This is a genomic window from Streptosporangium saharense (assembly GCF_014203715.1).
Lineage (GTDB): Bacteria > Actinomycetota > Actinomycetes > Streptosporangiales > Streptosporangiaceae > Streptosporangium > Streptosporangium saharense.
The window spans coordinates 1,338,744-1,360,676 of the sequence record NZ_JACHJP010000001.1; the positions used below are offsets into that span (position 1 = coordinate 1,338,744).

At 70.3% G+C, this 21,933-nt stretch carries 22 protein-coding genes; 15 read left to right on the forward strand and 7 right to left on the reverse strand.

Annotation, left to right across the window (positions count from 1 at the left end; all coding sequences use genetic code 11):
• Positions 1 to 13: 13 nt before the first annotated feature.
• The 8 genes from FHS44_RS06520 (at position 14) to FHS44_RS06555 (ending at position 10,046) form a co-directional block, all read left to right on the forward strand.
• Positions 14 to 943 (forward strand): glycosyltransferase family 2 protein, encoded by a 930-nt coding sequence (locus FHS44_RS06520; protein ID WP_184712934.1) that lies wholly within the window; start codon positions 14 to 16, stop codon positions 941 to 943.
• Positions 944 to 2,017 carry a glycosyltransferase family 4 protein gene (locus FHS44_RS06525; RefSeq protein WP_184712935.1) on the forward strand — a complete coding sequence of 358 codons (1,074 nt, stop codon included), beginning with the start codon at positions 944 to 946 and terminating at the stop codon, positions 2,015 to 2,017.
• Between the two features lie 49 nt (positions 2,018 to 2,066).
• Complete coding sequence (locus FHS44_RS06530) at positions 2,067 to 2,930, forward strand: class I SAM-dependent methyltransferase (protein WP_246435096.1); 864 nt, start codon at positions 2,067 to 2,069, stop codon at positions 2,928 to 2,930.
• A gap of 2 nt (positions 2,931 to 2,932) precedes the next feature.
• Entirely contained in the window at positions 2,933 to 3,859 is a 927-nt protein-coding gene (locus tag FHS44_RS06535) for a lysylphosphatidylglycerol synthase transmembrane domain-containing protein (RefSeq protein WP_184712936.1), read from the forward strand.
• Positions 3,860 to 3,950: 91 nt separating this feature from the next.
• Complete coding sequence (locus tag FHS44_RS06540; RefSeq protein WP_184712937.1) at positions 3,951 to 5,072, forward strand: glycosyltransferase family 4 protein; 1,122 nt, start codon at positions 3,951 to 3,953, stop codon at positions 5,070 to 5,072.
• A 71-nt stretch (positions 5,073 to 5,143) separates the two neighbouring features.
• The gene (gene manB, locus FHS44_RS06545; protein ID WP_184712938.1) at positions 5,144 to 6,238 is read left to right on the forward strand and encodes a mannose-1-phosphate guanylyltransferase; all 1,095 of its coding nucleotides are present in this window, start codon (positions 5,144 to 5,146) and stop codon (positions 6,236 to 6,238) included.
• A gap of 21 nt (positions 6,239 to 6,259) precedes the next feature.
• Positions 6,260 to 7,165: a DNA-3-methyladenine glycosylase family protein gene (locus tag FHS44_RS06550; RefSeq protein ID WP_184712939.1), complete on the forward strand. Its 906-nt coding sequence runs from the start codon at positions 6,260 to 6,262 to the stop codon at positions 7,163 to 7,165.
• A 286-nt stretch (positions 7,166 to 7,451) separates the two neighbouring features.
• Positions 7,452 to 10,046, forward strand: coding sequence for a bifunctional FO biosynthesis protein CofGH (locus tag FHS44_RS06555; RefSeq protein WP_184712940.1), 2,595 nt, complete (start codon positions 7,452 to 7,454; stop codon positions 10,044 to 10,046).
• Positions 10,047 to 10,087: 41 nt separating this feature from the next.
• Here FHS44_RS06555 and FHS44_RS06560 read toward each other — a convergent pair whose 3' ends face one another.
• Positions 10,088 to 10,723: a TetR/AcrR family transcriptional regulator gene (locus tag FHS44_RS06560; RefSeq protein ID WP_184712941.1), complete on the reverse strand. Its 636-nt coding sequence runs from the start codon at positions 10,721 to 10,723 to the stop codon at positions 10,088 to 10,090.
• Positions 10,724 to 10,819: 96 nt separating this feature from the next.
• On the opposite strand from FHS44_RS06560, the gene FHS44_RS06565 reads away from it, so the two are divergent.
• Positions 10,820 to 11,455: a DUF4386 domain-containing protein gene (locus tag FHS44_RS06565; RefSeq protein ID WP_184712942.1), complete on the forward strand. Its 636-nt coding sequence runs from the start codon at positions 10,820 to 10,822 to the stop codon at positions 11,453 to 11,455.
• Positions 11,456 to 11,465: 10 nt separating this feature from the next.
• Here the strand turns inward: FHS44_RS06565 and FHS44_RS06570 are convergent, their stop codons facing one another.
• Entirely contained in the window at positions 11,466 to 11,960 is a 495-nt protein-coding gene (locus tag FHS44_RS06570) for an FBP domain-containing protein (RefSeq protein WP_184712943.1), read from the reverse strand.
• 72 nt (positions 11,961 to 12,032) lie between these two features.
• Between FHS44_RS06570 and FHS44_RS06575 the strand changes: the two genes are divergently transcribed.
• Positions 12,033 to 12,602 (forward strand): TetR/AcrR family transcriptional regulator, encoded by a 570-nt coding sequence (locus tag FHS44_RS06575; RefSeq protein WP_184712944.1) that lies wholly within the window; start codon positions 12,033 to 12,035, stop codon positions 12,600 to 12,602.
• A 50-nt stretch (positions 12,603 to 12,652) separates the two neighbouring features.
• Positions 12,653 to 13,126, forward strand: a complete 474-nt coding sequence (locus tag FHS44_RS06580) for a DUF1203 domain-containing protein (protein WP_184712945.1) — start codon at positions 12,653 to 12,655, stop codon at positions 13,124 to 13,126.
• A gap of 166 nt (positions 13,127 to 13,292) precedes the next feature.
• On the opposite strand, the gene FHS44_RS06585 is transcribed toward FHS44_RS06580, so the two are convergent.
• Positions 13,293 to 13,619: a type II toxin-antitoxin system Phd/YefM family antitoxin gene (locus FHS44_RS06585; protein ID WP_184712946.1), complete on the reverse strand. Its 327-nt coding sequence runs from the start codon at positions 13,617 to 13,619 to the stop codon at positions 13,293 to 13,295.
• Between the two features lie 644 nt (positions 13,620 to 14,263).
• Here FHS44_RS06585 and FHS44_RS06590 point away from each other — a divergent pair.
• The gene (locus FHS44_RS06590) at positions 14,264 to 15,055 is read left to right on the forward strand and encodes an AfsR/SARP family transcriptional regulator (protein ID WP_312863544.1); all 792 of its coding nucleotides are present in this window, start codon (positions 14,264 to 14,266) and stop codon (positions 15,053 to 15,055) included.
• Positions 15,056 to 15,107: 52 nt separating this feature from the next.
• Positions 15,108 to 15,920 carry a 3-oxoacyl-ACP reductase gene (locus tag FHS44_RS06595; RefSeq protein WP_184712948.1) on the forward strand — a complete coding sequence of 271 codons (813 nt, stop codon included), beginning with the start codon at positions 15,108 to 15,110 and terminating at the stop codon, positions 15,918 to 15,920.
• A gap of 58 nt (positions 15,921 to 15,978) precedes the next feature.
• Here the strand turns inward: FHS44_RS06595 and FHS44_RS06600 are convergent, their stop codons facing one another.
• From FHS44_RS06600 to FHS44_RS06615, 4 genes are all read right to left on the reverse strand, one after another.
• Positions 15,979 to 16,899 (reverse strand): aromatase/cyclase, encoded by a 921-nt coding sequence (locus tag FHS44_RS06600; protein ID WP_184712949.1) that lies wholly within the window; start codon positions 16,897 to 16,899, stop codon positions 15,979 to 15,981.
• Between the two features lie 17 nt (positions 16,900 to 16,916).
• Positions 16,917 to 17,168, reverse strand: a complete 252-nt coding sequence (locus FHS44_RS06605) for an acyl carrier protein (protein WP_184712950.1) — start codon at positions 17,166 to 17,168, stop codon at positions 16,917 to 16,919.
• A gap of 63 nt (positions 17,169 to 17,231) precedes the next feature.
• The gene (locus FHS44_RS06610) at positions 17,232 to 18,488 is read right to left on the reverse strand and encodes a ketosynthase chain-length factor (RefSeq protein WP_312863545.1); all 1,257 of its coding nucleotides are present in this window, start codon (positions 18,486 to 18,488) and stop codon (positions 17,232 to 17,234) included.
• Entirely contained in the window at positions 18,485 to 19,756 is a 1,272-nt protein-coding gene (locus FHS44_RS06615; protein ID WP_184712951.1) for a beta-ketoacyl-[acyl-carrier-protein] synthase family protein, read from the reverse strand. Before FHS44_RS06615 ends, FHS44_RS06610 begins: the two co-directional genes overlap by 4 nt.
• Positions 19,757 to 19,970: 214 nt before the next feature.
• On the opposite strand from FHS44_RS06615, the gene FHS44_RS06620 reads away from it, so the two are divergent.
• Positions 19,971 to 20,729 (forward strand): phytanoyl-CoA dioxygenase family protein, encoded by a 759-nt coding sequence (locus FHS44_RS06620; RefSeq protein ID WP_184712952.1) that lies wholly within the window; start codon positions 19,971 to 19,973, stop codon positions 20,727 to 20,729.
• Positions 20,730 to 20,792: 63 nt separating this feature from the next.
• On the forward strand, positions 20,793 to 21,914 hold the full coding sequence (locus FHS44_RS06625; RefSeq protein ID WP_184712953.1) for a DegT/DnrJ/EryC1/StrS family aminotransferase: 1,122 nt from the start codon (positions 20,793 to 20,795) through the stop codon (positions 21,912 to 21,914).
• Positions 21,915 to 21,933 lie beyond the last annotated feature (19 nt).

Here is a 21,933-nt window from a genome sequence, read left to right on the forward strand (position 1 = left end):
ATCCTCGCCCGACGTGAGCACGCCCGAGACGCCGAAGAGTGGAACCGCCGTGGACGCAACGCCGTACGTCACCATCGTCCTGCCCTGTTACAACGAGCAGAACCATGTCATCGACGAGGTCGAGCGCATCTGCAGGGCCATGGACGAGAGCGGTTACACCTACGAACTCGTGGCCGTGGACGACTTCTCCACCGACGCGACCCTGGCCAGGCTGCACGAGGCAGCGCCGCGCTTCCCCAACATGCGGGTGCGGGCCTTCCACCGCAACGGCGGCTCGGGCACCGTGCGCAGGATCGGCACGCAGGAGGCCAGGGGCGAGATCGTCGTGTGGACCGACGCGGACATGACCTACCCGAACGAGCGCATCCCCGAGCTGGTGGCGATCCTGGAGAAGGACGCGACGATCGACCAGGTCGTCGGCGCGCGGACCACCGAGGAGGGCTCGCACAAGCTCCTGCGGGTGCCCGCGAAGTGGTTCATCCGCAAGGTGGCGGAACGGCTCGCCGGGCAGAAGATCCCCGACCTGAACAGCGGGCTGCGGGCCTTCCGCAAGTCGGTCGCCAAGCCGTACCTCAGGCTGCTGCCCCCCGGCTTCTCCTGCGTCACCACGATCACGCTGTCGTTCCTGTCGAACCAGCACGACATCTACTACCTGCCGATCGACTACAGCAAGCGGGCCGGCAAGTCCAAGTTCAGCTTCATCTCCGACGCCTACCGCTACATCCTGCAGGTGCTGCGGATGGTCATGTACTTCAACCCGCTCAAGGTCCTCATGCCGCCCGCGCTGTGGCTGGTCGGCATCGGCCTGGTCAAGGGCGTGGTGGACATGATCCGCTACGGGTTCTACCTGACCAGCAACACCATCGTCATCTTCCTGTCCGGCCTGCTCATCGGCTCGCTCGCGCTGCTGGCCGACCTCATCGTGCGCTCCAGGAGCGAGTAGATGCGCGTCGCGATCGTCGGGCCCGCCCACCCCTACAAGGGCGGCGGGGTCGCGCACACCACGGAGCTGGCCCACCGCCTGCGGGCGGCAGGGCACGACGTGCTGATCGAGTCGTGGCGGGCGCAGTACCCCTCCTTCCTGTATCCCGGCACGCAGACCGTGGACACCCCCGACGGCGCCCCCTTCCCCAACGTGCTGCGCGACCTCGACTGGCGCCGCCCCGACGGCTGGGTGCGCGCCGGGCGCCGCCTCGCCGGTGCCGACCTGGTGATCCTCGTCGTGCTCAGCCCGGTGCAGGTGCCCGCCTACCTCGGCATCCTGTACGGCCTGCGCCGCCGCACCCGGGTCGTGGCGCTGTGCCACAACGTGCTGCCCCACGAGCGCAAGCCGTACGACGTGCCGTTGATGCGGGCGCTGTTGCGCAGGGTTGACGGGGTGGTGGCGCACTCCCCGGCGCAGGGGGAGCTGGCCGGGGGGCTGACGCCCGCCCCGGTGACGGTCGCCGAGATGGCGCCGCACCTGCCCGCCGTGCTGCGCGGCCGGGCGCGCACGAGCGGAGAGGTCGCCAACCGGCTGCTGTTCTTCGGCCTGGTCCGTCCCTACAAGGGGCTCGACGTGCTGATCCGCGCGCTACCCGAGGGGGTCTCGCTGCGCGTCGCCGGGGAGTTCTGGGGTGGCCTCGACGAGACGAAGGCGCTGGTCGCGCGACTCGGACTGACCGGCAGGGTGGAGCTGCGGCCCGGCTACGTTGCCGACACCGAGGTGCCCGGGCTGTTCGCCGACGTGGACGCGCTGGTCCTGCCCTACCGTGGCGGTACGGCGAGCCAGCAGGTGTGGCTCGGGCACGAGCAGGGTGTGCCGGTGATCGCCAGCCGGGTGGGGACGCTGGGAAACCACGTCACCGACGGCGTTGACGGCCTGCTGGTCGAGCCGGGTTCCGTGGAGTCCCTGCGGGCTGCGCTTGAGGCGTTCTACCGGCCGGGAGAGCCGGAACGGCTGCGCGCCGGGGTCAAGCCGGTCGATCCCGACCCCTACTGGGCCGCCTACCTCGCGGCTCTCGTGGGTGACCGGTGAGAGTGACGACGCGCCGGTACGCTTGCCCGGCGGAGGGCAGGGGCCGGTGATGACGAGGAGCGGTGAGCGGGCGATGGGCGGCGAGCGGGTTGCGCAGCTGGAGTACTCCGAGTTCCAGGCGGCCATGCTGGACGAGGAGAAACGCCGCCGCAAGGCCGCCAAGATCGTGGCGGTGCTCGGCCACTTCCTCGGCAGGAAGGAACGGGTCCTTGAAGGCCTGACGGTCGCCGACATCGGCTGCTCGGCGGGGTTCATCGCCGACGAGCTGGCGGCGGCGGGCGCGCACCGGACCTTCGGCGTGGACATCGACGTGCCCGGCCTGCGCAAGGCGTCGGCGCGCTTCGGCGAGCGGGTCCGGTTCCTCTGCGCGGACGGTACGGCGCTGCCCTTCCCCGACGACTCCGTGGACGTGCTGGTCTTCAACCACATCTACGAGCACGTGGTGGACCCCGACGCGATCATGGCGGAGATGCGCCGGGTGCTGGCCCCCGACGGCGTGCTCTACCTCGGTCTCGGCAACCGGCTCGGGGTGATGGAGCCGCACTACAAGCTGCCGTTCCTGTCCTACCTGCCGCCCGCGCTCGCCGACCGCTACGTGCGCCTGTCCGGGCGGGCCGACAGCTACTACGAGCGCTACCGGACCCGCCGTGGACTGCGCCGGATGGTCAGAGGGCTGCGGGTGTGGGACTACACCTTCCCGGTGCTCGCGACCCCCGCGGAGTTCGCGGGCTCCGAGCTGTTCCCCGGCGCGGTCGGCCGGGTGGCGGAGGGCGTGCTGTCCCGGACTCCCAGGCCCGTCCTGGGCGCGCTGCTTCCGGTCGTGCCGACCTACCTGTGGGTGGCGACCAAGGGGAATCGCCGTCCGGCCGGGCCGTCCCTGCCGCAGCCGCCGGAGCCGGTGCTTCCCCTGTGAATGTGAAACGCCTGGTTCGCGTCGCGTTCCTGGTCGTGGCGCTGGGCTTCGGGACGTGGGTGGTCGCCAGGCAGTGGGACGACATCCGCGCCGGGTTCGCCCTCCTCTCCTGGCCGGGTCTGGTCCTGTCGCTGCTGGCCGTCATCGCGGCGCTCGGCGGCGGCATGATGACGTGGCGGGCGCTGCTGGCCGACCTCGGCTCGCCGCTGCCGCTGCGCCCCGCCGCCAAGGTCTTCTTCGTCGGTCAGCTCGGCAAGTACATCCCCGGCTCGCTGTGGCCGGTCCTGGCCCAGATGGAGATGGGCAAGGAACTCGGCGTGCCCAGGTCACGCAGCGCGGCGGCGTTCTTCCTGACGATGCCGGTGCAGCTCGGCAGCGGCCTGGTCATCTCGGGGGTGACGCTGCTGGCCGCCATGCCGGGCTCCGCGGCGCCGTACGCCTGGGTGTTCCTGCTGATCCCGGTGCTCGCGGTGGCCTTCGAGCCCCGGGTGGTCAACGCGGTCCTCGGGTTCGGGCTGCGCAAGCTGCGGCGCGAGCCGCTCGAACGGCCGCTCACCCGCAGGGGCATGCTCACCGCGCTCGGCTGGGCGCTGCTCGGCTGGACCGCGTACGGCCTGCACCTGGCGGCGATCGTCCACGACTTCGGGCCCTCTGGGCTCTCCGCGATCGTCTTCTCCGTCGGGGCTTTCGCGCTGTCGTGGTGCCTGGGCATCATGACGTTCGTCGTCCCCGCGGGAGCCGGGGTGCGGGAGGTGGCCATGGTCGCGATCCTGGCCCCGGTGCTGAGCCAGGGGCAGGCGATCACGGTGGCGCTCTGCTCCAGAATCGTGATCATTGTGGGTGACCTCGTTTGCGCCGGTGCGGCGGGTTTCGCCGCCCGTCGTGACGTCGGTCCCACGCACGATCAAACAACGGGAAAACCCGTGTGATTTACCCCACGTTTTCGGAGACGCTCGCAATAGAGTGAGGGGGAAATGGGAGAAGGATCCCGCGTGGACCCTTGAGGGGGAGTGATCGTTCTTGACGCCCCGAGTGCTCGTCGACGCCGCCGCGGTACCAGCCGACCGCGGTGCTCTGATCAGATATGTCGACGGACTTCTCGCCGCGCTTGACCGGGCGGGAGCCGATCTGGCGATCGTGTGCCAACGCGCCGACGCCGAACGCTACGCCGCGCTCGCGCCCTCGGCCAGGATCGTTCCAGGACCGCTCGGCATCGCCAACCGCGCCGCCAGGATCGCCTGGGAGCAGACCGGGCTGCCGGTCGTCGCCCAGCAGGTGGGGGCCCAGGTGATCCACGCCCCCTACTACTCGATGCCGCTGCGCTCGGGGCTGCCGACCGTGGTGACCGTGCACGACGTCACGTGGTTCACCGAGGCGTCCCAGCACGACACGGTCAGGGCCTCCTTCTTCCGCTCGGCCACCCGCACCGCCGTACGGCACGCGGCACGGGTCGTCGTCCCGTCGAAGGCGACGCGGGACGAGCTGGTCAGGGTGCTGACCGCCGACCCGACCAGGATCGACGTGGCCTACCACGGGGTCGATCCACGGCTCTTCCACCGCCCCTCCGAGCGGGAGCTGACGCACGCGGCCGACCGGCTCGGCCTGCACGGCACGCCGTACGTGGCCTTCCTCGGGCCGATGGAGCCCCGCAAGAACCTGCCGAACCTGATCAGGGGGTTCGCCGGGGCGGTGCGTGACCTGCCCTTCCCGCCCGCGCTCGTGCTGGCGGGTGGCGTCCACGAGGCGGACGTGGACGCGGCGATCAACGAGGTGCCCTCGGACGTCAGGGTCGTCAGGCCCGGTTTCCTGGCCTTCTCCGACCTGTCCGGCTTCCTCGGCGGCGCGCTGGTGGCGGCCTTCCCCTCGCGGGGGGAGGGCTTCGGGCTTCCCGTGCTTGAGGCCATGGCCTGCGGCACGCCGGTGCTCACCACGCACCGCACCTCGCTGCCCGAGGTCGGCGGGGACGCGGTGGCCTACACCGAGCCCGACGCGGCCAGCATCGCCGACGCGCTGCGCTCGCTGCTGACCTCCGAGGATCACCGCGACGCCCTTTCCACGGCGGGACAGGCCAGGGCGAAGGAGTTCACCTGGGACGCCTCGGCCGAGGCCCATCTGTTGTCCTATCAGCGCGCGCTCGATTAACGAAAGAATCGATCTTCTATCGATTAATGGGCTATTCAGCGTGTCGTTGAACGGTGAGCTAATCTCGCGGGATGATGGAGACCCCTTTGCCGGAACTTGAGGCGATTCTTCTTGTCGGAGGACAAGGAACGCGACTGCGTCCGCTGACCCTGGGCACCCCGAAGCCGCTGCTGCCCACGGCGGGGGTCCCCTTCCTGGCGCACCAGCTCGCGCGGGCCCGTTCGTTCGGGGTGCGGCGCATCGTGTTCGCCACCTCCTACCGGGCCGAGATGTTCTCCGAGGCGTTCGGGGACGGCTCGGCCTTCGGGCTCTCCCTTGAGTACATGACGGAGGAGACGCCGCTGGGCACCGGGGGCGCCATCAGGAACGCCGCCGACGCGCTGACCTGCGGCCCCGACGCCCCGGTGCTGGTGCTCAACGGTGACATCTTGTCCGGCCACGACATCGGCGACCAGGTGGCCAGGCACACCGCCAGACAGGCCGCGGTGACGTTGCACCTGACCGAGGTTGAGGACCCCTCGCGTTTCGGCTGCGTGCCGACCGACGAGGACGGCCGGGTGACCGCGTTCCTGGAGAAGACCCCCAACCCGGTCACCAACCGGATCAACGCGGGCTGCTACGTCTTCACCCGGTCGGTGATCGACACCATCCCGGCGGGCGAGGTCGTCTCCGTCGAACGGGAGACCTTCCCCGGCCTCATCGAGGACGGCGCCCTGGTGCTCGGCTACGCCGACGCCTCCTACTGGCTGGACGTCGGCACGCCCGGCGCGTTCGTCCAGGGCTCCCGCGACCTGGTCCTCGGCCGTCTGGCCTCCCCGGCGCTGCCGGGCCCGACCGGCGACCTGCTGGCGCTGCCCGGCGCCGTGGTCGACGCGGGGGCGAAGGTGGACGGCGGCTCGGTCGTCGGCGCCCGGGCGGTCGTCGAGGCGGGCGCGCAGGTCTCCGGCAGCGTGCTCGGCGACGACTGCGTGATCCGCGCCGGGGCGTCCGTGACCGACTCGGTCGTCGGCATTGGCGCCAGGATCGAGCCGGGCGCGGTCCTGCGGGACGTGGTGGTCGGGGACGGCGCCGTCGTGGGGCCGGGCAACGAACTCCTGGCGGGCAGCCGTGTCTGGCCGGGCATCGTGCTGCCCGAGTGCGCCATCCGGTTCTCCAGCGACCGCTGACGTTCCCGGTCGGTTTCTTCGGTGGAAAGGCGGTGGCGGCCGGACAGGCCGCTCGACCTGAGGGCGACCCTGCGCCCGTTGCGGCACGGTCCCACGGACCCCGCCTGGCGGCACACCGCCGACGGGGCGTTCTGGCGCACCTGCGCCACCCCCGACGGGCCGGGCACGCTGCGGGTCGCCATGTCTGTCGGGGGGTCTGCCGGGGGCGTCGTCGGCGCCGCGTGGGGTCCTGGGGCCGGATGGCTGCTGGAGACGCTGCCCGCGCTGCTCGGCGAGGACGACGACGCCTCGGGCTTCACCCCCGAGCACGAGGTCGTACGGCGCGCCGCGAAACGGCACGAGGGACTCAGGATCGGACGGACCTTCCGGGTCTTCGAGTCGCTGGTGCCCGCCGTACTGGAGCAGAAGGTTGTCAGTGAGGAGGGCTGGCGGGCGTGGCGGTGGCTGCTGCACCGCTACGGCGAACCGGCGCCGGGGCCCGCGCCAGAGGGGATGCGGGTCTTTCCCGAACCCGAGGTGTGGCGGTCGATCCCCTCGTGGGACTGGCACAGGGCGGGGGCCGAGGCCGTACGGGCCAGGACGATCGTGAACGCCGCCAGGCACGCCGCGAAGCTGGAGGCGGCGGGGGACAGCGCCGCGACGGACCTGCTGCTGCGGGCGCTGCCGGGGGTCGGGGTGTGGACGTCGGCGGAGGTGCGTCAGCGTTCGCACGGGGACGCGGACGCGCTCTCCGTCGGCGACTATCACCTGTCGTCGCTGGTCGGCTGGGCGCTGACCGGGCAGCGGACCGACGACGCGGGCATGTTGCGGCTACTGGCCCCCTATCTGGGGCACCGCCACCGGGTCAGCAGGTTGCTGAGGTTGGCCGGCGAACGCCCGCCCGCACGGGGGCCGAGGGCACGGGTACGGGACTATCGCTCGTTCTGAGCGGGGTTCTTCTTCGGACCTCGGGGGCTTCTTCGTCGCGCCAGTCGCGGCTGTCACGGGTGTCGGTGCCGATCAGCGGGGCCAGCGCGGACACGGCCAGCAGGACGAGAAGGAACCAGGGCATCGTGACTCCTGAGAGAGCGGTTTCCAGGGGGACGTCCTAAATATATGCAAGCGCAATAATTTACGTCCATCGAGATTTGCTTGAGCGTGTGGTTAAGCAGTGCTGAAGTCCCAGCCCCACCCCGCGCCCGGCTCACCGGCGGCCGGGTCGTAATGTGCCGTCATGAGCGTCAACCCCACCGACAGCGCGATGCGCAGGGCCCTGGCCCGCGCCCGTGACGGCAAAGCTCTTGATCTCACCGAAGCCACCGTTCTCCTGCACGCCAGGGACGGCCACCTCGAAACCCTGCTCGAACACGCGGGACGGGTCAGGGACGCGGGTCTCGAAGCCGTCGGACGGCAGGGAACCATCACCTACAGCCGCAAGGTCTTCATACCGCTGACCCGCCTGTGTCGTGACCGCTGCGGATACTGCACGTTCGCGACGGCCCCGCACAAGCTGGAGAGCGTGTTCCTGAGCCCCGACGAGGTGCTGGAGATCGCCAGGCAGGGCGCCGCGATGGGGTGCAAGGAGGCGCTCTTCACTCTCGGCGACCGTCCGGAGGACCGCTGGCACCAGGCCCGCGAGTGGCTGGACGCGCACGGCTACGACGACACGCTCTCCTACGTCCGCGCGATGGCCATCAGGGTCCTTGAGGAGACCGGCCTGCTGCCGCACCTCAACCCGGGCGTCATGACCTGGCGTGACCTGCAACGCCTCAAGCCGGTCGCGCCGTCGATGGGCATGATGCTGGAGACGACCTCACGGGAGCTGTTCGAGGTCAAGGGCATGCCGCACTACGGCTCACCCGACAAGGATCCGGCCGTACGGCTGCGCGTGCTTGAGGACGCGGGCCGCAGCAACGTGCCCTTCACCAGCGGCATCCTCATCGGTATCGGCGAGACCGTGCAGGACAGGGCCGAGTCGCTGTTCGCGCTGCGCAGGATCGCCAGGGAGTACGGCGGGCTCCAGGAGACGATCGTCCAGAACTTCCGCGCGAAACCGGACACCGCGATGCGCGGCATGCCCGACGCCGACCTCCAGGAGTTGGCCGCCACGATCGCGGTAGCCCGGCTGGTCCTCGGTCCCCGCATGCGGGTGCAGGCGCCGCCGAACCTGGTCGACTCCGAGTACGACCTGATGATCAGGGCCGGGATCGACGACTGGGGCGGCGTCTCGCCGCTGACCCCCGACCACGTCAACCCGGAACGGCCGTGGCCGCAGATCGACGAACTGGCCGCCAGGACCGCGGCCTCCGGTTTCACACTGCGGGAACGGCTGACGATCTATCCGGAGTACGTGCTCGCGGGCGAGCCCTGGCTCGACCCCCGGCTGAGCGCGCACGTCGCGGCCCTCGCCGACCCGGAGACGGGCCTGGCCCGCGAGGACGCCGTGCTGGTCGGCCGCCCCTGGCAGGAGCCTGACGGCGGCTTCGTCTCCGCGGGCCGTACCGACCTGCACACCGCTGTGGACACCGAGGGGCGCACCGGTGACCGCCGCGAGGACTTCGACAACGTCTACGGCGACTGGGACGCGCTGCGGGAACGGCTTCCCGCGGCCGCCGCTCCCTCGGCACTGGTCGGCGAGGTCGGCAGGGCCCTGCGGCGGGCCGCGGAGAACCCCGCCGCGCTGACCGAGGAGGAGGCGATCGCCCTGCTCGACGTGGCGGGCGACCAGAACGGGGCAGGGGCCGACGACGCCGCCCTTGAGGAACTGTGCCGGATCGCCGACGACCTGCGCAGGCAGGCGGTCGGCGACGACGTGACCTACGTGGTCAACCGCAACATCAACTTCACCAACGTCTGCTACACCGGCTGCCGCTTCTGCGCGTTCGCGCAGCGCCGTACCGACGCCGACGCCTACACCCTCAGCCTGGAGCAGGTCGCCGACCGGGCGTGGGAGGGCTGGCAGGCCGGGGCGACCGAGGTGTGCATGCAGGGCGGCATCCATCCCGACATGCCGGGCGACGCCTATTTCGACATCGCCAGGGCGGTCAAGGCGCGGGTGCCGGGGATGCACGTCCACGCCTTCTCCCCGATGGAGGTCATCAACGGCGCGAGCCGTACGAACCTGTCGATCGAGGACTGGCTCGTCGCCGCGCGGGAGGCCGGGGTCGACTCGCTGCCCGGCACCGCCGCCGAGATCCTCGACGACGACGTGCGCTGGGTGCTGACCAAGGGCAAACTGCCCGCCAAGGAGTGGGTCGAGGTCATCTCGACCGCGCACAGGGTGGGCATTCCGACGACCTCGACGATGATGTACGGCCACGTGGACACCCACGCCCACTGGGTACGGCACATCCGGCTCATCCGCCGCATGCAGGAGGAGACGGGCGGTTTCTCGGAGTTCGTCCTGCTGCCGTTCGTGCACCACAGCGCGCCCATCTACCTGGCCGGGATCGCCAGGCCGGGGCCGACGGCACGGGAGAACCGCGCCGTGCACGCGCTGGCCAGGATCCTGCTGCACGGCGCGATCGACAACATCCAGTGCTCGTGGGTCAAACTCCGTGACGACCTGTGCCGTCAGGTGCTCCAGGGCGGCGTCAACGACCTGGGCGGCACACTGATGGAGGAGACGATCAGCCGGATGGCGGGCTCGGAGAACGGCTCGTTCAAGACGATCACCGAGATCGGGGAGATGGTGGCGCCGACGGGGCGCCGGATCCGTCAGCGGACCACGGAGTACGGCACGCCGGACGCCGAGCGCCTCGCCGCCTCGGCCGCCAGCGACGGCGTCTGCCGCAGCGTCCGGGGTCTGCTGCCCCTCGAACAGGTCTGAGTCACCGGGCGGGGGCTCTCTTGGGGTCTCCGCCCGGTAAGTCACTTCTTCTGGGTGAGGGCGTCGAGGATCACGTCGAGGCCGAAGTCGAACTCGTCGCCGAAGTCGTAGCCGGGCCTGAGGACGTGTTCGGTCGCCATCTCGACGAGGTGGGGGTAGGCGTCGGCGAAGGCCTGCCGTGTCATCGGTTCGACGACGTCGGTCACGCTCTGCGGGCCGTCGAAGGGCAGAGTCGTCTCCTGGAGGGCGAAGCCGTACACGTAGCTGTCGAGCAGCGCGTAGGCGTGGGCGGCCATCCGCACCGAGAAGCCCGCCCCGCGCAGGATGCCGAGGACCGCGTTGTGGTGCCGCAGGGTCGCGGGCCCCGGGGTGGTCCGTGACTCCAGGAGCCCGAGCGCCCAGGGATGGCGCCTCAGCACGCGGCGGGCCGACTCCGCCCGCCGCCTGAGCTCCGAACGCCAGTCGCCGTCGGCCGACGGCAGTTCGATCTCCTGGAAGACGAGATCGACGATGCCGTCGAGGATCTCGTCCTTGTTGGCGACGTGGTGGTAGACCGACATCGGCTTGACGCCGAGTGCCTGGGCGAGCGAACGGATCGTCAGCGATCCGATTCCCCCGGCGTCGGCGACCGCGAGTGCGCCGTGCAACACCCGTTCCCGGCTGAGCGGAGCCATCATCCTCCCCGGCGATTGTCCTTTCGTACTTAGTACGTTACCTTGGCCGTACTTAGTACGAGGACGCTCCGAGGATCGGGTGCGGTGGGGAAGGTAGAAATGTCAGTGAGAACAACGGGGCGAGCCGTGGGCGCCCTCTTCCTGCTCGCGTTCGTCGTCTACATGACGGGCAACGCCCTGGCCGGTTCCGGGGAGGCCGCCGACCAGGCGCGAACGGGGGCGGGAGCGCTGTTGATGCTGGCCAACTCCGCCGCCGTCGCGGGCATCGGGGTGCTGATGTTCCCCGTCCTGAGGCGTCACCACGAACTCTCCGCCCACGTCTACCTGGTCTCCAGGGTGGTCGAGGCGGTGATGCTGGCCGTCGGGGTCGTCTTCCTGCTGCTGCTGATCCCCCTCGCGCGGGACGCCTCCGCCCTGCCGTCGCTGGCCTCCGTCGCCCGGCAGGGGAACCTCTACGCCTACCAGATCGCCATGATCTCCCTGGGCCTCGGCAGCCTGATGTTCTGCCGCGTCCTGTTCCAGGCGAGACTCGTGCCCAGGTTCATGGCGATATGGGGGATGGTGGGGTACGCGGTCTTCGCGACGGGGGCGATCCTTGAGGTCCTCGGGTACGGCGTCGGCGTCACCCTGTCGATCCCGGGCGGCCTGTTCGAGGTCGCCCTGGGAGTGCTCCTGGTGGCGAAGGGCTTCCCCGCCGAGCCGAGCCACGACCGCGAGGAAGCGGCCTATCTCTGAGGGGACGGGGTCACTCGACGACCTTGTTCAGGAAGGTCGTGAGATTTGTGGTGGTGCGGGTTATCTGTTCTTCCAGGGTCAGGGACTCGTGGAGGCGGGCGCCGGGGGCGGCTTCTTTCTTGCCGCGTAGGTAGAGGGAGCAGGCCAGGTCGGTGCAGATGTAGGCGCCGACGGAGTTTCCCTGCTGTCCGGTCTTTCCGGCCCTGCGGGCGGTCAGCAGGCATACGCCGTCCCCGGGGTGCATGGTCAGGCACAGTGAGCACATGCTTCGCCGTACATGACCGGCGTGGGGGGCTGCCTGGCGCAGAGCTATGCCGATGAGGCCGTCGCCGGACTCGGCGACCAGATAGGCCCGCTCCGGGGAGGCGGGGTCGCGCCAGCCGAGGAAGTCCAGGTCGTCCCAGGGCCGCGTGGCCAGATCGCGGGGTACGGCCAGCCGCTTCGCCTCCCCCTTGGTGCAGTTGACGAACGACGCGCGGAGGTCGCGCTCGGTAACCGGTCTCATGGCGGGGACGCTATCCTTTCTTAGGAGGTCTAGGCAAATGCTTAAACCCACTAAGTAGGCAGAGGGAGGCGCATGGCACGCGCGGGAGTGACCGTCGAGCGGCTGACGAGGGCGGCGGCGGATCTGGCCGACGAGATCGGCTTCGAGAACGTGACCGTCTCGGCGCTCGCACGCGGGTTCGGCGTCACGGACGCGAGCATGTACTCCCACATCAGGAACGTGCGCGACCTCCGGACGAAGGTGGCGATCCTCGCCCTGACCGAGCTGGCGGAGCGGGCCGCCGCCGCGCTGGCGGGGCGTTCCGGTAAGGACGCGCTGGTGGCCTTCGCCAACGCCTACCGCGACTACGCCAGGGAGCATCCCGGGAGATACGCCGCGACACGCTTCGAACTGGACCCGGACAGCGCCTCAGCCGAGGCGGCGACCCGGCACTCGGAGATGACGCGGGCGCTGCTGCGCGGCTACGACCTGCCGGAGCCCGCCCAGACCGATGCGGTACGGCTGCTGCACGGCTTCTTCCACGGATACGTCAGCCTGGAGACGGCGGGCGGGTTCAGCCATTCGCAGGCGGTCGACGCCTCCTGGGCCAGGAACCTGGACGCCCTCGACGTCCTCCTGCGGAACTGGCCGTCCCAAATGTGAGGTCCGAGGAGCGCCGGTGCCCGGGGTGCGGGCCGTACGACGATGGCGGAATGGGATATGAGATTCGGGCGATCGACGTCCAGACCGTGAAGGAGCTGCTTGAGGGTGACGACGCGGGCCGGCGGCCCCGGGTGTTCGTCACCGAGGAGGAGGGCGCCCCGCTGCGCTGCTGCCTGACCAGGGCGGGAGTGGGGGAGCGGATCGCGCTGCTGTCGTACGCGCCGCTGCGCCGGTGGGCGGCGGAACGGGGGGTGGACCCGGGCGCCTACGACGAGCAGGGGCCGGTCTTCGTGCACGCGGGAGACTGCCCCGGCGCCGGGTCCGGCTGGCCGGAGGGGCACACGGCGCACCGGATGCTCCGGATCTACGCCCCCGACGGGCACATCCTGGGGGGCCGCTACCTGGCCGCCGACGAGGACCCGGACCCGGCCCTGCGCGAGGTGTTCGAGGACCAGGAGGCGGCGGTGGTCCACGTGCGGGCCATCGAGTTCGGCTGCTTCCACTTTGAGGTACGGCGTAGCTGAGGACAGACTGGCCACGGTGACGCTGTCAGGTGTGACGGTGTTTGATGACCTGCACCGTCACCGTGTGCTTGCCCTCGTCGATGCGGTAGGTCCCACGTCGGCGACATGAAGTCCCTCTGAAGGGGTTTGCCGACACGCCATGGTTCTCTGGCGAGCGCACCGGTGATCAGCTCCCGGGCTCTCGGGTAGGCCCGTCGTCAGGGCACGTCGCGCGGCCGGTCGCACACACGCTGGCCCTGCCGAGGCGGTTCGCCATGATGGCGGCCATCTCCTCCTCGGTGGTCACATCACCACGTGCCTCGGCGGACGTCGCCTCGACCAGGTCGGCGAGAAGCTCCAGGGTTTCCTGGAGGGACTCCCACTCGGCCACGGACACGATCACGGCGTGTGGCCGTCCGTTCCGGGTGAGAGTGAAATGGTCGTGCTCGCGAGCGGCCCGGTCGGCGAGTTCGGGCAGCCGATCCCTGGCCTCACTGATCGGAATGGTCTCCACACGCCCATGATCTCTGCCTGGCGGAGGTAGCGGACAGATTCTCCGCCATCTGCCGCGTGACGTTGTAGGACGGGGTCAGCTCTCTGGGTGGAAGAGGGTGTGGCCCGTGGATGACGTCGCCTCCCTGCCAGGAGGTGTTCGGGAAGACCGCGCTGACGGGTGGGCACCCTTGATGGACGGGCGGGTGGTGTCTATTGAAAACGCCTCTTCGCTGACATCTCAGGGATATTTGAAAGATCGCACTTGACACAATGTCGAAAAGAATTTTTTCTGTCCGGAGTCGGTGGCGTGCGGAGAGTGATGTGCACCCTTCTGGCCTGCTGAATGGGCGGTCCGGTCGTGGAAAAGGGGGCGAGGGCCGGGTGGGGAAGGGGGAGTGACCTGCGTGTTACGCCTACGTTAACGCTGTGAACTGTGTCGTTCTGTAGTGCGGGTGCCACCGGAATGAATCACCGTGGATTTTTCATAGTCAAGATCATGATGTGGTCACATGGTTTCACTGATGGATGTGTGTAAGGCTCTGAGGGTGCTGGACAAAGTGCTGGCAACGTCGGATGTAAAGTGCCTGTAAATAAAGAGGGAGGTATCCGTTGGATATCAGTGTCCTCGGCCCGCTGAGAATCAACGAAGGCGGAATCTCTGTCGTGCCGAGTGCCGGCAAACCCCGGCAGGTCCTCTCCCTTCTCGCGCTGCGCGGGGAACGGGTGGTGCAGGTGTCCACCCTGATGGAGGAGCTCTGGGGGGACCGCATACCGCGCAGCGCCTCCACGACCCTGCAGACCTACGTGCTCCAACTGCGTAACAAGATCGCCGCCGCGCAGCCAAGGGAGGGACGCTCACCCAAGGACCTGCTGGTCACCTGCTTCGGCGGTTACATGCTCAAACGGGGCTCTGGCCGGTCCGACATCGAGGAGTTCGAGGCGGAGGCCACCGCGGGCATCGCCGCGCACGAGGCGGGCGACCCCAGGGCCCTGACCACGCTCGAACGGGCGCTGCGGCTGTGGCGGGGACCCGCGCTGGTGGACGTCCCGCACGGCAGGATCCTGCAGCGCGAGATCATGAGCATGGAACACCTGCGGATGAGCGTGCTCGAACAGCGCATCGACGCCGCCCTGCGCCTCGGCAGACAGGCCGCGCTGCTCCCCGAGCTGAGCGTCCTGGTCGCCGAGCACCCCATGCACGAGGGTTTCCGTGCCCAGCTCATGCTGGCGCTGTACCGCACGGGCAACGTGTCGCGGGCGCTTGAGGAGTTCCAGCGGCTGCGGGCCAAGCTCGTCGAGGAACTCGGCATCGAGCCCTCGGCCCGCCTGCGCCGCCTGCACCTGGCGATGCTCGCCGGAGACCCGACCCTCGACCTGGTCACCGACGGCGGAGGGGTCATCAGGCCCAGGCCGTACGGCGCGGGCCTGCCCGAGAGCTTCTCGACCACGGTTTGAGCGGGCTGCGGGACCCTGCACGTGACGTGTTCGCCGAAGCGAGGGAGCCGAGATGACCGACACGACAGACATCGCGCCGACCGACCGCCCCGCGCGTCCCGTCGCCCTCGTCACCGGGGCGACCAGCGGGATCGGGCGGGAGATCGCCGAACGGCTCGCCCGCCGCGGCGCCGCCGTCTTCGTTTGCGCCCGTGGTGCCGAGGACGTCGCCGCGACCGTCAAGTCCCTGCGCGAGCAGGGGCACGAGGTGGACGGCACGACCTGTGACGTCTCCAGGCCCGAGGAGATCCGCGCGTTCGTGCGGACGGCCAGGGAGAGGTACGGCCCCATCGACATCCTGGTCAACAACGCCGGACGCAGCGGGGGCGGCGCCACCGCCGAACTCGACGACGACCTCTGGTTCGACGTCATCAACACCAACCTCAACAGCGTGTTCCTGATGACGAAGGAGGTGCTGAACGCGGGCGGGATGCTGGCCGCGGGCCGGGGGCGCATCATCAACATCGCCTCGACGGGCGGCAAGCAGGGCGTGGTGCACGCCGCGCCGTACTCTGCCTCAAAACACGGGGTCGTCGGTTTCACCAAGGCGCTCGGCCTCGAACTGGCCAGGACCGGCATCACCGTCAACGCGGTCTGTCCCGGGTTCGTCGAGACCCCCATGGCGGAGCGGGTGCGCAAGCACTACGCCGCGATCTGGGGGGTGAACGAGGAGGAGACCAAGAACCGCATCACCACCCGCGTCCCGATCGGGCGCTACGTGGAGCCGAAGGAGGTCGCGGCGATGGTGGACTATCTCGTCGACGACGACGCCCAGGCCGTCACCGCCCAGGCCCTCAACGTCTGCGGTGGCCTGGGCAACTACTGACCCGCCCGAGACAGAACAGCGCCGCCCCGGAGCCGGAAAGCCCCGGGGCGGCGCTGTGTCAGGCGCGGGCCGCGGCGGCCTTCAGGGTGGCCAGGCTGTTGCGGCTCAGGGCCGTACGCACGTATTCACGGGCGTCGGCGAGCGTACGGCCGGGCCCGAGGACGGCGGGCACCGCCTCGGGGGAGATCACCGCCGTGTGCTGGGAGGTCACGACGGCGCCGTCGGGGCCGTCGGTGAACGTCCACAGCCCGCTGTGGCCGAGCAGCAGGGCCGGGGTGAGCTGCTGCTTGTAGGCGATCCACGTGTTCGGCTCGCAGATACGGACGGAACGGGTCTCGTGGGCGGCGCCGTCCGAGGTGCGGGTGCTCATCTCCAGCACCTGCGCGCCCTCGGCGTCCTCGCGCAGGTTGACGCGCTCGACGTGCGGCAGCCGTTGCGCCCACAGGTCGGCGCGGTGCACGAAGTCGTACGCCTCGGCCGCCGTGCCCGGCAGCTCGACGGTGTCGGTGAAGGAGACGACCACCTCCTCGGGTCGCGGGGCCAGGGTGGCGACGCGGGCGAGGGCGGCCAGCTCCTCGGGGCTGTTGCGGTCGAGCGCCGCGGTGACCCAGGTGAGGGCCTCGGGGGTGCCGTCGGTCTCGAAGACGTGCTCAAGGACGATCTCGGTCCTGCCGCCGGGCAGCTCGCGGAAGCGCCAGCCGCCCCCCATCGAGGAGAGCGGGGGTCTGCTGTGCTCCTGCTGGAAGGTGACCGAGAGGCCGTCGGGGTCCAGTTCCCTGCGCGAGGTCCAGTTCCTCACCTCGTCGTTCACCACGGCCCAGATGCGGAAGCGCTCCCGGCCCGCCTCGCGTTCCAGGTGCCGGACGTACACGCTGGGGCCGAAGACGGCGGGCCAGGTCCCGGCGTCGGCGACCAGGTCGTACAGCACGCGGGCCGGGGCGTCGACCGTGAGCGTGTGCTCGGTGCGGTGTGTGCTCATCTGCGGGCCTTCCGAAGTCACGGGCGGGTCGCCGCGTTGGCCAGGGACAGGAGCGCGGCCGGGGTCTCGGCCGCCATGACGTCGCCGTCGTCGAGGTCGATGCCGTAGCGCTGCTTGAGCCTGGCCGCGGTCTCGATCAGGGCGAGGGAGTCGTACCCCAGCTCCTCGAACGTCCGCTCGACGCCGTCGCCGTCGAGCGTGGCTCCCTCGACCTCCCCGGCGCACTCCACGAGGACGCGGTGCAGGTCGTCGATGCTCAGTGCGGGCATGGTCGTGCTCCTTTCAGGCCACACCGTCTCGTACGGCGCGGCTCGGGGCTGGGGTTCCTCGGGTCAGCTCGTCCAGGCGCGTACCACGACGGCCGCGTTGAAGCCGTGTCTGCCACGGGCGACGACGAGGGCGGTCGAGACCGGCAGGGAACGCGGCTCCCCGACGACGAGGTCGATGCCGTAGGCGTCGGGGACCTCGCGGGTGTGCGCGGTCGGCGGGATCACCCCGTCCCTGATGGACAGCAGGGCCGTCACCACGTCCAGCGGGCCGCCGCCCGCGTAGAGCCGTCCGGTCAGGGCCTTGGGCGCGGTCACCGGCACCGCCCCCGGGCCGAACAGGCCGCTGATCGCTTGCGCCTCGGCCTGGTCGAGGTGCGGCACGCCCGCGGCGTCGGCGAAGACCACGTCGATGTCGTCGGGGCGCAGGCCCGCGCGGGCGATGGCCTGCTCCGCGGTGTGGCGCAGCGCGGGCGGCCGCTCGGAGCCGGGCGGCGGGTCGAAGGCCGCCGCGTACCCGGCGATCTCGCCGTAGATCTTCGGCGCTCCCCGCTTCCCGGCGGCCTCGGCGGACTCGACGATGAGCACGGCCCCGCCCTCGCCCGGCACGTAGCCACCGGCCTCGGCGTCGAAGGGCAGGTAGGCGCGGCGCGGGTCGGTCTCCGCGCTGAGCAGGCCGCCCGCGAACTGGGAGACGTACCCCCACGGGTCGAGCGCGGAGTCCACCCCGCCGCTGATCACCAGGTTCGTGCCCTCCCGCACCGTACGGCAGGCGTGCCCGAGCGCGTCCAGCCCGCCCGCCTGTTCGCCGACGAGGGCGGCTCCCGGGCCGCGCAGCCCGTTGCGGATGGAGATCTGGCCGGTGTTGACCGCGTAGAACCAGGCGAAGGACTCGTAGACGCTGACGTAGGACGGCCCCTGGTTCCACAGCTTGCGGAACTCCCTGTGGGTGAACTCGAACCCGCCGGTGGCGTTGGAGGTGATGACCCCCATGTCGTAGTTCTCCCCGTCGCCCGGTTTCACGGCGGCGTCGGCGAGCGCCCAGTCGGCGGTGGCCAGCGCCAGCCGGGTCGAGACGTCGGTCTGCGGCAGCAGCCTGGCGGGCAGGTGCTCCTCGGCGACGAACCCGGTGATCTGCCCGGCCAGCTTGAACGGGTAGCCGGAGACGTCGAACCTGGTCATCTCCGTGATGCCGCTGCGGCCTTCGAGGACGTTCCTCCAGTACTCCTCGGTGCCCAGCCCATTGGGCGCGGCCACGCCAACGCCCGTGACGACCGTGGGGACGTGCCCCACCGGCGCGGGCCGTACGGTCAGGCCGCTCACGCGACGGCTCGCAGGACCATGGCGCTCTGGAAGCCGCCGAAGCCGCTGCCGACGGTGAGCACCGTGCGCACGGGCAGCTCCCTGGCGGTCAGCGGCACGTAGTCCAGGTCGCAGGCGGGGTCGGGTTCGTGGAGGTTGGCGGTCGGCGGCACCACGTCGTACTCGATGGCCAGCGCGCAGGCGGCGATCTCGATGGCGCCGATCGCGCCGAGCGAGTGGCCGACCATCGACTTGATGGAGCTGACCGGGACCCGGTAGGCGTGGGAGCCGAGGGCCAGCTTGAACGCGGCGGTCTCGTGCCGGTCGTTCTGCTGGGTTCCCGAGCCGTGGGCGTTGACGTAGTCGATGTCGGTGGCGTCGGCCCGCGCGTCGTCGAGCGCCTTCCTGATGGCCTCGGCCATCTCCCTGCCGTGCTTGGTCAGGCCCGTCATGTGGTGGGCGTTGCACCGGGTGGCCGAGGCGCCGAGTTCGGCGTAGATGTGCGCGCCCCTGGCCCGCGCAGCCTCGTACTCCTCAAGGACGAATACGGCGGCGCCCTCGGCCAGCACGAACCCGTCGCGGGTCCTGTCGAAGGGCCGGGAGGCGTGCTCGGGGTCGTCGTTGCGCGGCGTGCTCGCCTTGATCGCGTCGAAGCAGGCGACCACGATCGGCGAGATCGGGGTGTCCGTCGCCCCGGCGATCATGACGTCCGCGCTGCCCTCCCTGATGAGCCGTACGGCGTGGCCGACCGCGTCGATGCCGGAGGTGCAGCCGTCGGAGACCAGCGTCACCGGCCCCTGCGCCCCGACCGTCCAGGCGACCTCGGCGGGCATCGCCCCCGGGCTCAGGTAGTCGAACATGTGCGGCGACAGGTAGGCGTGGTCGACGAGCCAGTTCCTGCCCGCGTCCGACATGACGAGGTACTCGTTCTCCAGGCTCGTCGCGGAGGCGACCGCGCTGCCCAGGCTCACCCCCACCCGGTAGGGGTCCAGGGCGTCGAACTCCAGGCCGCTGTCGGCGACCGCGTCACGGGTGCAGGCGACCGCGAACTGGGTAGCCCGGTCCATCCTGCGGATCTGCCGGGGACTCAGCCCCTCGGCCACCGGGTCGAAGGCCGCCTCCGCCGCGACCTGTGAGCGGAAGGGCGAGGCGTCGAAGAAGGAGATCCGGCGGGTTGCCGTCCTCCCCGAGGTGAGCAGGTCCCAGAACTCCTTGGTGCCTGCCCCGCCGGGAGTGCGGACGCCCATCCCCGTCATGACGACGCGCCGGCCTCTGGCTGAACTTTCCATCGGCGTACCTCCAGGCTGTCTACCCGTGTGCGGGCGTCCGACGATCGCGGAGCCAGCAGCAGCATCGGTCAGTCGCCTTGAGCACAGCTCGAAATCGGCTCGGGGGACCCGATGGAGGACGGCTCGACCGCGGTTCGAGTCACGTCGGAGACACTCGCGCCGTCCGATGGTTCCCGAGGATGCCCGGAGCACTCCGGTGGGAAGGAGCAGGCAGATGCCGGACCTCGTCTCCGACGAAGTTGTCGAACATTATCGGCAGGAGGGGTTCATCCGAATCCCCGGCGTACTGACGCCGCAGGAGGTGAAGAGCCTCCTTGAGGTCTCTCTTCTCCGTCTCGACGAGGCGGAGAAGGTGAACTGGGACCGGGAGGACGGGCGGGTCATGGACTGGGTCCCCCACGTCGACCGGGCCAGTGAGGAACTGCGCGGCCTGGCGCTGCACCCCAGGATCACCGCCATCGCCGAACGGCTCGCGGGCGTGCCGCTGCGCCTGTTCAAGTCGGAGCTGCTGCGCAAGGGTACGGCGGGCTCGGCCCTGACGCCGTTGCACGCCGACGCCCCGGCCATCCCGTTCTCCGGCAGGCCCGTCGGGCTGACCGCCTGGGTCGCGCTGACGGACGTCCCGGTCGAGCGGGGCTGCATGAGCTACATCCCCGGTTCGCACCTGGTCCCGCACGAGCAGGACGAGGCGCGGGAGCGCGACCCCTTCCGCTGCCCGTCCAACCTGGTCTGGGAGCCGCGCGTCACCGTCCCCGTCCGGGCGGGCGACGTCACCTTCCACCACGAGCGGGTCCTGCACCTGGCGGGCCGCAACGACACCGACGAGGTCAGGGTCTCGCTGGCCACCGTCTACATGGACGCCGAGTCCGTCTACGAGCCGAGCGACCTCGTCCCCGACGACCTGGGCGGCCTGCTGCCCGGCCAGCGGCTCGACGACGACCACGTCTTCCCCCTCATCGGCGCCCGCGGCTGACCGCTGGGAACCGGCGCGCGTGGCTGACCCCTGAAAAACACCAGTAGAACCGGGAGCGCGTTCATGAGCACCTACGTCTGGAGCTACCTGGCGGAGTACGAGAACGAGCGCGAGGACATCCTCGACGCCGTGGACACGGTCTTCCGTTCCGGCCAGCTGATCCTGGGGCCAAGCGTCGCGGGCTTCGAGGAGGAGTTCGCCGCCTACCACGGGCTCAGGCACGGCGTCGGCGTGGACAACGGGACCAACGCCGTCAAGCTGGGGCTTGAGGCGCTCGGGGTCGGCCCCGGCGACGAGGTCATCACGGTGTCGAACACCGCAGCCCCGACCGTGATCGCGATCGACGGGGCGGGGGCGAAGCCGGTCTTCGTGGACGTCCGCGAGGAGGACTTCCTCATCGACACCGCGCAGGTGGCGGCGGCCATCACCCCGAGGACCAAGGCGCTGCTGCCGGTGCACCTGTACGGCCAGTGCGTGGACTTCGCGCCGCTGCGCGCCTTGGCCGACGAGCACGGACTGAAGATCCTTGAGGACTGCGCCCAGTCGCACGGCGCCCGCCACCACGGGAGGCTGGCCGGGACGCTCGGGGACGCCGCCGCCTTCTCCTTCTACCCGACCAAGGTGCTCGGGGCGTACGGCGACGCGGGGGCGGTGGTCACCTCCGACGACGAGATCGACCAGAACCTGCGGCGGCTGCGCTACTACGGCATGGAGAAGGTCTACTACGTCGTGCAGACGCCCGGGCACAACTCCCGGCTCGACGAGGTGCAGGCCGAGATCCTGCGCCGCAAGCTGCGCAGACTCGACGCCTACATCGCCGGGCGTCAGGCGGTCGCCAGGCGTTACGAGGAGGCGCTCGGCGACCTCACCGGCCCCGGCGGGCTGCTGCTGCCGTCCACGACGCCGGGCAACGAGCACGTCTACTACGTCTACGTCGTCCGCCACCCCGAGCGGGACCGGATCATCGAGCGGCTCAGGTCGTACGGCATCGCCCTGAACATCAGCTACCCCTGGCCGGTGCACACGATGACCGGCTTCTCCCACCTGGGCTACCAGGCCGGGTCGCTGCCGGTGACGGAGCGGCTGGCCAAGGAGATCTTCTCCCTGCCGATGTATCCGGCGCTGTCGGAGGAGCTGCAGGACAAGGTGATCGCCGCGCTGCGCGAAGTGCTGTCCACGCTGTAGGAGCCGACCCGTTGGAGGG